Genomic DNA, 14,069 nt, shown 5'->3' with positions numbered 1-14,069 from the left:
AGGTGGCTTAATGGTTAAAGGTCTCAATTACAAAGGAATGTTAGCTGGAGTAGTTCTTATTGTTATTTGGCAAATAGTTTCACTATTCACACCTTCTTATTTGTTCCCTCCTATCCAAGCGATAGGAGCGGATTTCTTTGGAATAATAACGGATTGGTCTATTACTGTTCATGCGTTGACCACTATTGGAAGAATTCTATTAGGTCTTGTTTTTGCTTTTCTAGTTGGCTCTCTTTTAGGTATTGTGATGGGAATGAACAATTCTCTTAATGATACAATACGACCTTTACTCAGTTTTATACAAGGTGTTCCGGCTTTATCATGGGTTGTAATTGCTGTTATTTGGTTTCAACAAGTAGAATTAAGAATCTTCTTTATCATTTTAATAACGGCATTACCAAATTTTGCATTCCAAGCCTATGATTCATATAATTCAATTTCAAAAGATTTGCGGGAAATGCTGCTCGTTTTTAGACCAAAGAAAAGTCAGTTATTTAAGATGCTAATCATTCCTTCGATTACGCCGGACTTATTTACAGCGTGGAAAGTTAACTTGGGAAACTCCACGCGGGTGGCCATAGTTGCTGAATTAGTTGGGGCAACAGTAGGTGTGGGTTTTCAATTGTCATCAGCACAAAGTCTTTTTAATATGTCAATGGCCATCGCCTGGACACTAGTGTTAGTTGTATTTGTAATTATTTTCCAAATGCTGCTTGCGAAATCAGAGAAAAAACTACTTTCATGGCGGCCAAAGGCAGAAAGATAGGAGGGAAGATGGTGGAATACTCAGTTATTTTTGATAAAGTTACAAAAGAATTTTCACCGAATAATTTTGGTGTTTTGGATTTGGATTTTAAGATTAAGACTGGAGAAATGGTGGCGATAGTTGGTCAAACAGGTTGTGGGAAATCAACTGCTTTTAATCTTTTAGTTGGTTTAACCCAGCCCACCAAAGGAAATGTTTTGGTTGATGGATTAGATCCTTACAAAGCATTTGAAGATTTTAGGGGGAAAATAGGTATCGTATTCCAAAATGACCGATTATTACCTTGGAGAACGGCAATAGAAAATGCGGCTATTGGCTTAGAGGTGAAGGGTATACCAGAAGAGAATCGACTTCAAATTGCGAGAGAATGGTTACAAAAACTTGGATTGTCTGGTTGGGAAAATAAGTATCCCCACGAATTATCGGGTGGGATGAAACAAAGGGTTTCTATAGCAAGGGCATTTTCGATGGACCCTAATATAATTCTTTGTGACGAATCTTTTAGCGCATTAGATGAAATAACAGCAATGAAATTAAGAAAACAATTCGTAGATTTAGTGAGAGAGAATAATAAAACAGGCATATTTATAACACACTCAATTGGTGAGGCAATTGAAATGGCGGATAGAATCCTAATATTTAGAAAGCCTGGACATGTAGCAGAACAAATCCAAGTTCCTAGAGAATTGGATATAAAAACAATTGAAAAGGTCAAGAAAGATATTTTAAAAGAATTAGATATCGCATAAAAGGAGAGAGAAAAATGAAAGCAATTGATATCCATGCGCATTATTTACCAGAACTATTAGTTAGTAAGGTGAAAGAAAATCAAAGTCGTTTTCCATTTGTTCAAGTTGAAGATATTCCAGAAGGAACTGTACGATTTAAAGTTGGTGACGGGAAATGGACTAGGCCTGTCCATCCTAATTTAATGAATTTAACGAACAGAAAGAATTCATTACGAGAAAATAATATTGATTTACAAATAAATGCTGGGTGGCTAGATATATTTGGCTATAATCTAAGTCCAAATCAAGGTGCCGAATGGAGTCGGTTTTTAAATGAAGTTCTTATTGAGGCTCTTGATAAAGAAGGAGAGAATTTGTTTTTACCTCTTGCAACAGTGCCGCTACAAGATGGAGAGCTGGCTGCAGTAGAATTAGAGAAATCAATAAAGGAAGGACATCTTGGAGCAATGATTGGCAGTTGGATTGACCTAGGAGAGGGGCAGGAGCCACTTGATCTTGATCACCCATCATTAGATCCTTTTTGGGAAAAAGCCTCTCAACTTGAGGTTCCAATCTTTCTACATCCTGTTTTTGCAGGTGAAGATCCAAGAACAAAACCATTAGGAATGGTAAATACAGTTGCTAGACCTAATGAAACGACAGTAGCTTTATCAAGAATACTTTATTCTGGTATACCTCAAAGATTCCCAGGGCTAAAGTTGGTCGTTTCACATGGTGGTGGTACATTACCTTTTATTTTAGGTCGATTACAAAGAAATTATGAATTTATGGCACTGAAAGAAGAAAATATTTATAACCCGACAGAAGGATTTAAAAAATTATATTTTGATACAGTAGTGTTTGAACCTCAAGCTTTAAAGTTCTTAATGAGTATGGTAGATGAAGATAAAATCATGTTAGGTTCAGATGATCCATTCCCAATTCGCGATCCTAGACCGAGAAATGTAATTGAAGCGAAAGAATTGCAATTAAGTGACTCAACCAAACAGGCACTATTATATGAGAACGCAATAAAGCTCTTTAATATCGAAATTAAAGAAACAGTTTAACATGCAGGAGGGTTAAAATGATAGCAGAATGTAACGGTGAGCAGATTTATTACGAAGTATTTGAAGGTAATAAAGAAAATGAAAGCTTTGATGCTATTATTCTTTTACACAGTCTTGGTGTAGATCATAGACTATGGAAATACCAAATTGAAGCATTAAGAGATGTTGCGCCTAGAGTTGTTACAATTGATGCAAGAGGACATGGAATCTCAACTGCAAATACAGGGATTAGTGAAGAAATATGGATAGAGGACATAAAAATCTTATGTGAGACTCTTTCGCTTAAAAAAGTTGTCATTTGTGGAATTTCTATGGGAGGTGTTCAAGCTATAGGTTTTTCAATAAAATACCCCCAATATGTAGCTGCTCTTATCCTTGCCGATACATTTGCGAAGATAGATCCAGCTCAGGTTGAAACAAAAATAAAGCTTACAGGTGGTGTGGCAAAGGAACAAGGGATGAAACAATATGGGGCCACATATTTGGATAACACTTTATCAAATTCACCTACAGCAAATGATATACGTCAAGATTTAAATGATGCAATAATCAATATGGATATTGATGACTATTATGAGTCAGTTAGAGCTTGTTTTTCAACTAACAATGAGGAGCAGCTAAGTCAAATTAATGTACCAGTATTAGTTCTAATTGGCGAGGAAGATTTTAAAACTCCCATAGAATTATCCCGAACCATACAGCAACAGATACCAAATGCACTTTTGTTGACGGTTCCAAATGGGATGCACTTGTCAAATGTTGATAATCCCGTGGTATTCAATAAATTTATTACCGGTTTTTTAAACTTAGTATAGGGAGGAATTACTTATGAAACTACAAGGAAAAGCAGATTTTCAAGCTTCACGAGAAATAGTTTGGGAAGTTATGAATGAGACTGAAACGTTAAAAAAAGCCACTCCTGGTTGTAAGGAACTTATAGAGGTAGAAGAAGGTTTTTATAAGGCTTCGTTAGAGATGGGAGTTGCAGCTATTAAGGGACATTATGATGGTGAGATAGTCTTAAGTGAAAAACAAGAACCTGAACGCATGACATTAAAAATTAAAGCGGAAGGTGCAGCGGGCATTGTAGATGCTACTGCACATTTAATCTTTGTTGATACTGCTGATGGCACGGTTGTTGAATATAATGGAGAAGGTACAGTATCTGGACTAATTGCTGGAGTTGGTCAAAGGATGTTGACAGGTGTTGCCAAAATGATCTTAGGTCAATTCTTTAAAGCAATAGCAAAGGAAGTTAAAGTTGCCCAAAGTAAGGCTAGTTAAATTCTCGTTGACGGAGGTTGATAGAATATGAGAAGTATCTTAAATTACCTGAATATTATAAATAGTAATCCTACCAATAGATATGCATTAGCTACAATCATTCATATTAAAGGATCAGCATACCGTCATGAAGGCGCCAAAATGTTATTTAGTGAAAATGGTGAACGATTTGGTACGATTAGTGCTGGGTGTTTAGAGGAAGATTTATCCCACCACGCATTAGAAGTTATCCAATCCCAAGGTTCTAAGGTACTCACCTATGATTTGAGCTCCGAAGATGATTTGACTTGGGGACAAAGTGCAGGTTGTAATGGTGCAGTGACGATCTATCTAGAGTGCGTTCAAAGTAACTTCAATTTATATTTGGTAGAAATGGAGGAACAATTAAAGAACGGTGATAGTCTGCTCCTTATAAAGGTATTGGATGAACATTTTAATATAGTAATGGGGTTAAATATAACTACAGGTAAGTATTATGGTAATGCAGTAGACGATCATCTAAAAAAGTACTTACATGAATTCAATGGTATACAGCAGGGAGATGTAATGCTATGTAAAGATCGACTTTATGGTGAAGTGATAATAGAAAAAATCGAGCCTAAGGAAAACCTCTATATCTTTGGTGCAGGTCCGGATGTAGAACCTATTGTAAACGTTGCAAGTAAGCTCGACTTTGTCATCAATATTATCGATCCTAGAAGTGACTATTGTAATAAATCAAACTTCCCTAAAGCAAATTCCTTAATTATTGATCATCCAGATTCCTACCTTAAACATAACAAAGTTCCAGAGAATAGTTATGTCCTTATTATGACACATAATTTCAATTGGGATCGGAATATTTTAAGACACTTTATTAATGATCCTCCATATTATTTGGGGATTTTGGGACCGAAGAAAAGAACTCAAAGATTGCTAGCTAACGAGAATGTTCCTACTTGGATTAGTTCTCCGGTTGGTTTAGAAATAAATGCTGAAGGTGCAGAGGAAATAGGCATTAGTATAGCTGCAGAATTAATTCAAATGAAGAATGCAAAAGTTTCAGTTAAAAGCAGTAAGGGAAAGCTATTGGTATAGGTTTATATCAATTGCTTTTTCTTAAGCATAGTGCTTTTTATTGATTTAGAATTAGTGGATGCCAAGGGATAATTTCCTTGGTTTTCCTTTTGTTAATAAAAGTAGAACAATAAGGATATTGGTAATTCTATTGTTAATTTATAACAATGTTATGAAGGGTGGTGTTTTACTATTGGGGATATTATTCTCTTTTTTAAGTGCTTTATCATTTGCATGTAGTAACCTATTTGTAAAAAAGGGGATGTCAACAAGTCAGGATAATAGTGGATACTTTATTTCGGTTATTAGCAATTTTATTATTTTAGGATTGGTATTTTTAATTAGTCTTCTTTTCAATGGTTTTTCCTTTANATGTAGTAACCTATTTGTAAAAAAGGGGATGTCAACAAGTCAGGATAATAGTGGATACTTTATTTCGGTTATTAGCAATTTTATTATTTTAGGATTGGTATTTTTAATTAGTCTTCTTTTCAATGGTTTTTCCTTTACATTTTCTTGGACCGCTCTATTTGTCTTTGTTATGGCAGGACTATTAACAACTGGTTTTGGTAGATTCCTATCTTTTAAAGGTATCAAACAAGTTGGTCCGTCGCGGGCATCCATTATTAAAAATGGATCGCCTATTTTCAGCATATTGTTCGGAGTAATTGTCTTAGGGGAAACATTAGGTCTTTTTGCTTTGATAGGGATTATGTTAGTTATTGGTGGCATTTATTATCAAGGTTATAAGGATTTTAGATTAAGTGAATCATCTGTTTCACAACTTGATTCAAAGCAAACACGACTTGGTTTTTTATTTTTAGTTTTATCTGCTTTATCTTTCGGAATTGGTCAAGGGGTAAGAAAACAGGGGCTCCTCATTCTAGATAATGCCTTTTTTGGTGCATGGGTAGGGGCAATAACTTCGCTGATTTTCATAAGTGTATATGAGTATAAAAATGGGCAACTATCTTCACAAATGAAGGTAATATTTTCAAAGAATATAAATCGTAATTATCTTGTAGCTGGTTTCCTTACGAGCTTAGGTGCACTATTTTTCTTTTTAGGTGTTGCCTATACACAAGTTTCATATGTGAGTGTGATTGTAGCAATTGAGCCATTATTAACTGTTTTATTAAGCTCATTAATCTTCAAAAAGGCGTTGGAGACCATTACAATTCAAATATGGATCACCTCCTTTACTGTTATGATTGGAACAATAATCATAGCGATGTATTCATAGTAAATTGTTTGATTCTATATTCAATAAATCATATGAATGAGATCCCACTTCCAGCCGTTGGTGAGGGGATCTCATATATCATTTTCTACTGCAATGACTCTTAAATTTTTCATAAAGTTTAGGGGTTGAAACTACTATGCGTTTCTACTGAAATAATCAGGACTTAATGATTAAGAATCATTCCTCTTTTAAAACTTTAACTTTTATTTTGAGACTATTTTTGAAACAAAATTTCAAACACAAACATAATCTGCCGTTAAATGCGAATAATTAGCTAATTTTGAAAATATTATTCACTATATAGTTGAAATTATTTTTTATCAATGCTATTATATTTTCAGAAAGTATAGAAAATTACGTCATCTAAAATCCTTCTGATTGCTAATTAAAAAACTAGAAATGAGGTGGATGGAAATGTAACCGCTTTACTTGATTGCGATAATACTGAATTCAACTTTCTATATTAATTTAACTAACATTAGTAGTGATAGTAATCAGCAAATAAATTAAAATTTTTTAAAAAATTGGGGGATAAATGATGAAGAAAAAAGGATTTTCATTGTTAGTAGTTTTGATTTGCGCGGCCTTTCTTTTTAGTGGATGCGGTTCCGGCCAAGAGGCTGCAAGCCAAGATAGTTCAAATAATGAGAAACGAGTTTTTAAAATTACACACGTTGCAGGTGAAGATTTTGTTTGGACTAGATCTATGAAAAAGTTTGAAGAAGAGTTAACCGCTCGTTCAAACGGACGTTTTTCTTTGGAAATCTTCACCAATGGTTCTCTCGGAGGAGAGGCCGATATGATGCAACAGATGAAGGCTGGCTCTCTTGAGATGGCATGGGTAACTACAGCTGAAATGAGCAATAGATCAAATGCTTTTAATGCATGGGCTTTGCCATATCTTATTAAGGATATCGATCATGCAAAAGAATTAGCATATTCAGATGAAGGACAAGGAATTTTAGATACTATAAGTGCTGACGAGGGAGTACATACTCTCGGATATGCTATTGTTGAACCGCGTCATGTCTTAATGAAAGATGCACAGATAACTGATTTTAACGAATTCAAAGGAAAGAAAATAAGAGTAACGCCGAGTCCGATAAATATAGATTGGTATGAAACTATAGGGGCAGCCCCAACACCGCTTTCACTACACGAAGTATATCCATCATTACAAACTGGTGTTATTGATGGTGTAGATACAGGGTCTGTAGTCATTACATCTAATAAACTTGATGAGATTGCTCAAGATTTAATAAAGACTAATCATGTTATGTTTAATGGAGTAGGGTTTGTGAGTCAAAAGGTATGGGATAGTTTATCTGCAGAAGATCAAAAAATTATTCAAGAATCTTTCGATGTTGCAACAGAGTACAATTACGATATAGCAAAGAAAGAAGATGAACAGGGATTTGAGACTTTTAAGGCAAATGGTGGGAAAGTTTTTGAAATAGAAAATATGGATGATTTAAATCAAGTTGCTGAAAAGTTTTATGACAAGTATGCACAAGAGGACGAATTAATTAAAGCCTTTATCGAAAAGGCAAAAGAACTTCGCCCATAACATTATTCGATTAGATATACCATATGGAAAGGGAGGTTTCCATTTGAGTGAAACTAATAAAGCAAGAGTTAATACTATAAGTAGTGAAAAAACGGTAGATCTAGATGTGAATAATGTTTTAGACATTGTTACAAATCAGCTGGAGCGTATTACCGGATTATTATGTAGAATTAGTGTCGGGGCACTTTGCCTCGTCCTAATTCTAGGAGTATCTGCCCGCTATATCTTTAATGCACCAATTGTTTTTGCTGATGAAGTATCAATGTTTTTGCTAGCGTGGGCTACTTTTTTAGGTGCTAGTTTAAGTGTAAGGAGAAATGATATGGTGGCTGTCACATTTTTAATCGATCGATTGGGTGGAAAGGTATGGGCAGCGCAAATATTCACACAGCTCATTATTTTGTTGTTTTCCATACTGATGCTAGTATATGGAATCATGTGGGTGACTTCTCCCGATGTCTATAGTAACAAGGCAGCTGCTTCTGGTATTCCGATGTGGATTCCATATCTAATTTTTCCTTTTACGATGTTACTGACAACAATATTTAGTTTGGATAATATTCGAAAAATTATTAGAAGGAGGTAAGAGATGGCTGTTATACCATTGGGTTTTATAGCACTTCTTTTATTAGGGGTACCAATTGCTTATATATTAGGTGGTACAACAATTATTTATTTATTATTAGATAACCAAAGTATAATGTTTAATTCAACTCCGCAGCGTATGTTTTCAGGACTTCTAAATTACAGCTTACTTGCTATCCCAATGTTTGTTTTTGTAGGTGAGCTAATGAATTCGGGAGGGATTACAAAAAGATTAATTGATTTTTCTAAAGTAATACTTGGTCATTTTCGAGGAGGGCTAGCGTATGTAAATGTACTTGCTAATATGTTTTTAGCCTCAATCCTAGGATCTGCTAATGCGCAGACTGCCATGATGAGTAAAGTTATGATACCTGCAATGGAGAAGGAAGGGTATAAACGAGATTTCAGTGGTGCTGTGACCGTATCATCTGCCCTTATGGGTCCAATTATCCCCCCAAGTCTTACTTTTATCCTATATGCTGTTGTTGCTGAAACATCCGTTTCTGCTATGTTCCTTGGAGGAATAATTCCTGGTATCTTACTTGCAATCGGATTTGGATTACTTATCTATTTCTTAGCACTGAAGGAGGAATTGCCTAAATCTGATAAATCAAATTTTAAGCAAGTAGTGAGTTCCTTTTTGGCAGTTATTCCGGCACTATTGGTTCCTACTATTATTTTGGTAGGTATTTTGTCAGGTGCATTTACAGCGACGGAATCATCAGCGGTGGCAGCGTTAATAGCACTGATTGTAGGGAAGTTTTTTTACCGCGAACTGGAGTGGAAAAAAATACCTGAAATGCTGGAAAAAACAGCAATCAACTCAGCCATTGTTACCTTTATGATCGCTATGGCATATATCTTCGGTTGGGTGCTTACTCACGAAAGAATTCCACAAACAATTGGAGATTTTTTAATTTCAATGACAGAAAGCCCTATTGTATTCCTGTTATTATTAAATGTACTTTTTTTCTTTATTGGCATGGTTATGGAAGGAATAGCAGCACTGATTATACTAACACCAGTTTTGTTGCCTGCCGCTGTGAATTTTGGTATTGACCCTGTTCATTTTGGTATTATTATATGTATTAATTTGACGATAGGATTAATAACTCCGCCTGTAGGAACAGCGCTGTTTATAGCATCCTCGATTGGTGAAATAAAAATGGAAAAACTAGCGCGAACATTAATTCCGTTTATATGCGTAGCGGTGTTTGTATTATTCATTATTACCTATATTCCTGCCACAACACAATGGCTACCGGGTTTATTTAATTAACTAAGATCGGAAAATGTAAGTATAGTTACAAAAGCAAATGCTTTTGCCAAAATAAACATGAATAAAAAACAGCTATCCTAGGATAGCTGTTTTTTATTATTTAGTATTTTGAGAAATAAAGTAATTGAGTGGGCAAAAAAATACCAATTTAAGGTTATTGAATAGTCAGAAATAACAATCACTTTATTTATTTATATCTTACTGGTAAGATATATTAAGTAAAATAATTTATATCTTATTAATTCTTACATTAAAAAGTCATTAGATTGTTTTAATAGGAGAACAACTATGCACAATAAAAGAAACGAAAATATTCGCTCGTTATATGAAACGTTTATTGCTCTTGAACGAAAATGGGCAAACGAATGGAACCACCATAACGAGGTTGGTCTTTCTCGATCTCATATCTTAATTCTAGAAATATTACTGGCCGAAGGGCCAAAACGCCCATCAAGTATAGCTGAACAATTACAGATAACAACAGGTGGAGTTACTGTTTTAACTAATAAACTTATTAAAGATCAGTTTATTCGAAAAACGCAAAACAATCGTGATAGAAGAGTTTTTATACTTGAGATAACTGAACTTGGTGAGTCGATTTTGAAAAAAGCTCGAGCACAAATAGAGCAACAAATGGATAAGATGTTTGGGATGCTTTCAGATGATGAGGTTCAAAGTTTAAGAGATATTTTCAATAAATGTTTAGTAGGCAATTCTAACAAAAACTAAATATACTACGTGATAAAGTTAACATTTGGATTAAATTAGGGAGGTTGTTCCTTGAAAAACTTCAGTGTAGATATTTACTTTAAAGGTAATAAATATAATGTAACATTAGCTCAAGTTCTCATGTTGAAACGAATGATCGATCAGAATAGTATAATCTATAGAATTCAAATTGAAAAACAACAAGATATTCGAAGTATACATGCGCTGCACAAAAAAGGCTTTATCACAGTTACTGGTAAATTTAATGAGTGGAAAGCTAAGGTTACTCCTGATGGTGAAGAGTTTTTCAAGGTAGCATATAAACTAATGATTAAAACTTCAAAAGATAGAGGATATGAAGGAATTGAAAGGTTTATTTCTACGTCCGCTTCTTAATATATGTATCTAATAAATTAATTAGCTCCTAGTACTTATTAAGGTACTGGGAGTTTTATTATATTGTAGAAATTTAGAAAAAAGAAAACAAATGGTGGAATATTGTAAAAATTAACAATATAATCAAAGGTATATCGATATAAAATTTTGTCATATTCAATCGACCCATATATGCTTAGTTATTACTTAGTGGATGAGGATTGTGATTTTGAATGAACTGGTTAAAGTTATTATTTCAATCAAGGGCAATTATTTTTAACTTGCTCTTTTTTGTATATATCTTTCATTTGTACATACCTATAAAACATGCTGAATTAATTTTGGGTATTTGTAGTTTATTAGCGCTACTAATCTCTTTACCTGGTAATCAATTATTTTATAAGGTGATTATTAGTCTAGCATTAGCTTTTTCCTATTTCGTAATATATAGTCATCAGTTATTTACATGGAATGCTATACATTATTTTTCTGGAATGACAAATATATTAGTCCTTGTGGCGTATTCCTCGGTATTTGCTATTCCTGTTGTACTAGGCGAGTATCCTAAAAAGATCTACCTCTTTTTTAAATATAAAGTAACTTCGTTTAGAAGTATGTATATGACATTTTCCTTTGTTTCTTTCATTTTATGTTCTGTGATGTCAGTTTCAGCCATTCCAACCATACAGACATCGTTAGCAAATTTTTTAAAAGAACTCCCACAATCAATTGTTACTAAATTTCAAGCGATGACTTTTGTAAGGCCATATATTATGACGTTATTTTGGACACCTGTTGCAACAGCTCCTGCGATCGTAATTGCAGGTACAGGAGCAAAGGCTTCTGTAGTATTATCTCTGACTTTTGCTATTTCATTAGTTTTCTTACTAATTGATACGGCAACTAGTTACCTTCGTTTTAGGGGAGTAGTCAATGAGCAATTTCAAGTTGAAATAGTAAAACAGCAAGAACTACTATCAAAAGCTGAAATACGTAGCTTAATCTATTTTCTTTTAAACATTTTAATCTTTGTGGTTATCACTTTATGTATAGGTCAATGGCTTTCTTATTCAATTCTAGATGCAGTTGTAATGGTTATTTTTCCATATTCGATTATTTGGTCCCTTTGTTTAAAGAGAGGGAGGGAGTTTTTCTTTATATTGAAAACTCGGTTAAATGAAACTGTACCAAAAATTTATTCTCAGGTTGCACTATTTATTGCTATATCAGTATTTATAAATGTTATCGAACAATCAGATATTAGTGGTGTCATTAATAATATGGTACAACTAATAAGTCGGTCGATTGGACCATACATACTCTTGCTTATAGGTTTTATAGTATTTATTATATGTTTGACCGGTATTATCCCACAACTAGTTGTCGTTTTAGTAACGCAAACATTAAGCTTGGAATTAATGAATGTAGCGCCAGAATGGTTATCATTAGCCATATTAGGAGGAGTGCTTGCAGGCTCCGCATCTAGTCCTTTTACAATGAATGCTAATATTGTTGCCGTTACACTAGATGACATACCTATAAATGTAGTGAAGCATAATCTAGTGTTTGCGGTATTAATATTTATTGTAACTGCATTTTTATCAATAATTTTACAACTGTATTTTGGATAACATAAAGGAGGTATGCTTGTTCAAGTTTTTCTATGTATGTTTAGCTTAATAATGATAGTATAATGAAAGTGACTTTTTGTTTACTACAAACATAGTACTTAAAAGGAGGAATTTAAATGACAGAACAAAATAACTCATCCGTTTTACCGCCTAAGACGTGTGAAATTGATCGATTAATTACGATGCAGGATGATATTAATAAAGTATTAGCTGGAGAAAAAACAGCGACACGCCGAAATGGAAGATATGCAGATGTTGGTGAGATCATGACATTAGAAGGGAAACAATTTATTATTGAAAAAGTTTACTCCCAATCATTAGGTGAATTAACTGATGACCATGCTCGCCAAGAAGGCTATGCGAATGTAGAGGAATATAAGCAATCAATTTTATCTATGCACCCAGGAATGCCTTGGTTGCCACAAATGAGAGTTTGGGTTCATGAATTTCGCGCGTTATGATAATTAGGCTCGAGGAAATTCTTTGTACATAAATTGAATAAAAGAGGGCTTAAGGATAATAGTATTTACAAAAGACCAAATCCTAGATTTGGTCTTTTGTATTAAATTATTTAATTGGTGAAAAGTTTGCAGCATACATAATTTTGTTTTCTTGTTTTTCTAATAAAGGACCTGCAGCGGGTAAAACCTTTTCTATCCACTCAGGATCACTATATAAAGCTCTCCTTTTTATGGCACGGTCATCTAAACTTTCATATTTCCAAATATGTATGACTTGATTTAGATCCCCGATGTCGGTATACCAATAACCTACTAATGTTGAGTATTTAGATATTATCGGGAGGGCCACTTCCTCAAAGAGTTGTAAATATTCTTGTGTTTTTCCGAGTTTTATTGTGTAAGTTCGCATTTCAAAATACATACGTATCGGTCTCCTTTTATAAAATTCCCAATATATTATAGCAGAAAATAATAATAGGGAAACTTGGTAATTTAAATGAAATTGTACTCTATGGAAAACATTGTTGACTCTATTTGATTAAAAGATTAATATTTTAGATAACAATAAAGTTGTCGACAAGTATACTAGCGTTCTTGATAGGAATGAATAAGGACAAAGGGGAATGTTATGCATTTGAACCATACCACCCAACAGTGGGAAACTCTTGGAGAAAAAATTTCGTATGTACTAAGGTTAAGAATTGTTAGTGGTGTTAGTGTACCTGGAACTAAAATATCTGAAAATCAAATTGCACGTGAATTTGAAACAAGTAGATCACCGGTTAGAGATGCGCTTAAAGTTCTATCGAATGAAGGGTTGATACGTTTAGAACGAATGGGTGCAGTTGTTTTAGGATTACAGCCAAAAGATTTGATTGAGTTATACGAGGTACGATCACTTATTGAATCATTTGCTTTAAAACGTCACGCTGAAAACTATGATGAATCATTTATATTGAAACTTGAAAACATCATAGAAAAACTGTTAATTGCCTTAAAATACAAAAATCATGAAGAAGTTTCGCAATTGGATTATTTATTTCATGAAACCATAATTCTAAGCATTGATCATAATAGAATTAAGCATTTATGGGATAGTATTAAGTTTGTTGTTTATGCGGTTGTCCTTATAACAACAGAAAAACGTTTAAAACTTGAATTAGATGATACGCATGTTTTAATCGAAAGTCATCAGCGTATAATTGATGCCTTAAAGACAATGGATCCAATACAAATAGAGAAAATAATCCATTATCATTTTTCCGATGCGTACAACTCAATTCGTAATTTACTAATGTAGTTGAGAACACTTACAT

16 protein-coding genes are annotated in these 14,069 nt (G+C 33.8%); 15 read left to right on the top strand and 1 reads right to left on the bottom strand.

Annotated elements, in window-relative coordinates:
• Positions 1 to 10: 10 nt before the first annotated feature.
• From C1724_RS09505 to C1724_RS09440, 14 genes are all read left to right on the top strand, one after another.
• Positions 11 to 766 (top strand): ABC transporter permease, encoded by a 756-nt coding sequence (locus C1724_RS09505; RefSeq protein ID WP_102346426.1) that lies wholly within the window; start codon positions 11 to 13, stop codon positions 764 to 766.
• 11 nt (positions 767 to 777) lie between these two features.
• Positions 778 to 1,515, top strand: coding sequence for an ABC transporter ATP-binding protein (locus tag C1724_RS09500; protein WP_102346425.1), 738 nt, complete (start codon positions 778 to 780; stop codon positions 1,513 to 1,515).
• Positions 1,516 to 1,529: 14 nt separating this feature from the next.
• Entirely contained in the window at positions 1,530 to 2,564 is a 1,035-nt protein-coding gene (locus C1724_RS09495) for an amidohydrolase family protein (protein ID WP_102346424.1), read from the top strand.
• A 17-nt stretch (positions 2,565 to 2,581) separates the two neighbouring features.
• A complete protein-coding gene (locus tag C1724_RS09490; RefSeq protein WP_102346423.1) occupies positions 2,582 to 3,379 on the top strand; it encodes an alpha/beta fold hydrolase in 798 nt (265 codons plus the stop codon).
• 13 nt (positions 3,380 to 3,392) lie between these two features.
• Positions 3,393 to 3,848, top strand: a complete 456-nt coding sequence (locus C1724_RS09485; RefSeq protein WP_102346422.1) for a CoxG family protein — start codon at positions 3,393 to 3,395, stop codon at positions 3,846 to 3,848.
• 27 nt (positions 3,849 to 3,875) lie between these two features.
• Positions 3,876 to 4,925 (top strand): XdhC family protein, encoded by a 1,050-nt coding sequence (locus tag C1724_RS09480; protein WP_102346421.1) that lies wholly within the window; start codon positions 3,876 to 3,878, stop codon positions 4,923 to 4,925.
• Positions 4,926 to 4,983: 58 nt separating this feature from the next.
• Positions 4,984 to 6,147, top strand: a complete 1,164-nt coding sequence (locus C1724_RS09475) for a DMT family transporter (protein ID WP_102346420.1) — start codon at positions 4,984 to 4,986, stop codon at positions 6,145 to 6,147.
• Between the two features lie 538 nt (positions 6,148 to 6,685).
• On the top strand, positions 6,686 to 7,714 hold the full coding sequence (gene dctP, locus C1724_RS09470) for a TRAP transporter substrate-binding protein (RefSeq protein WP_180994207.1): 1,029 nt from the start codon (positions 6,686 to 6,688) through the stop codon (positions 7,712 to 7,714).
• Between the two features lie 43 nt (positions 7,715 to 7,757).
• Entirely contained in the window at positions 7,758 to 8,300 is a 543-nt protein-coding gene (locus C1724_RS09465; RefSeq protein ID WP_180994206.1) for a TRAP transporter small permease, read from the top strand.
• A 3-nt stretch (positions 8,301 to 8,303) separates the two neighbouring features.
• Positions 8,304 to 9,578: a TRAP transporter large permease gene (locus C1724_RS09460; RefSeq protein ID WP_102346417.1), complete on the top strand. Its 1,275-nt coding sequence runs from the start codon at positions 8,304 to 8,306 to the stop codon at positions 9,576 to 9,578.
• A 288-nt stretch (positions 9,579 to 9,866) separates the two neighbouring features.
• Positions 9,867 to 10,307, top strand: a complete 441-nt coding sequence (locus C1724_RS09455) for a MarR family winged helix-turn-helix transcriptional regulator (protein WP_102346416.1) — start codon at positions 9,867 to 9,869, stop codon at positions 10,305 to 10,307.
• Between the two features lie 51 nt (positions 10,308 to 10,358).
• The gene (locus C1724_RS09450; RefSeq protein ID WP_102346415.1) at positions 10,359 to 10,682 is read left to right on the top strand and encodes a hypothetical protein; all 324 of its coding nucleotides are present in this window, start codon (positions 10,359 to 10,361) and stop codon (positions 10,680 to 10,682) included.
• Between the two features lie 212 nt (positions 10,683 to 10,894).
• Positions 10,895 to 12,292 carry a hypothetical protein gene (locus C1724_RS09445; RefSeq protein ID WP_102346414.1) on the top strand — a complete coding sequence of 466 codons (1,398 nt, stop codon included), beginning with the start codon at positions 10,895 to 10,897 and terminating at the stop codon, positions 12,290 to 12,292.
• 116 nt (positions 12,293 to 12,408) lie between these two features.
• The gene (locus C1724_RS09440; RefSeq protein ID WP_102346413.1) at positions 12,409 to 12,753 is read left to right on the top strand and encodes an ASCH domain-containing protein; all 345 of its coding nucleotides are present in this window, start codon (positions 12,409 to 12,411) and stop codon (positions 12,751 to 12,753) included.
• Between the two features lie 106 nt (positions 12,754 to 12,859).
• Here the strand turns inward: C1724_RS09440 and C1724_RS09435 are convergent, their stop codons facing one another.
• Positions 12,860 to 13,174 (bottom strand): NIPSNAP family protein, encoded by a 315-nt coding sequence (locus C1724_RS09435; RefSeq protein ID WP_102346412.1) that lies wholly within the window; start codon positions 13,172 to 13,174, stop codon positions 12,860 to 12,862.
• Between the two features lie 207 nt (positions 13,175 to 13,381).
• Between C1724_RS09435 and C1724_RS09430 the strand changes: the two genes are divergently transcribed.
• The gene (locus C1724_RS09430) at positions 13,382 to 14,053 is read left to right on the top strand and encodes a GntR family transcriptional regulator (RefSeq protein WP_102346411.1); all 672 of its coding nucleotides are present in this window, start codon (positions 13,382 to 13,384) and stop codon (positions 14,051 to 14,053) included.
• Positions 14,054 to 14,069 lie beyond the last annotated feature (16 nt).

The organism is Bacillus sp. Marseille-P3661 (assembly GCF_900240995.1).
GTDB lineage: Bacteria > Bacillota > Bacilli > Bacillales > Bacillaceae_J > OESV01.
This window is presented reverse-complemented; position numbering and strand designations above follow the sequence as displayed.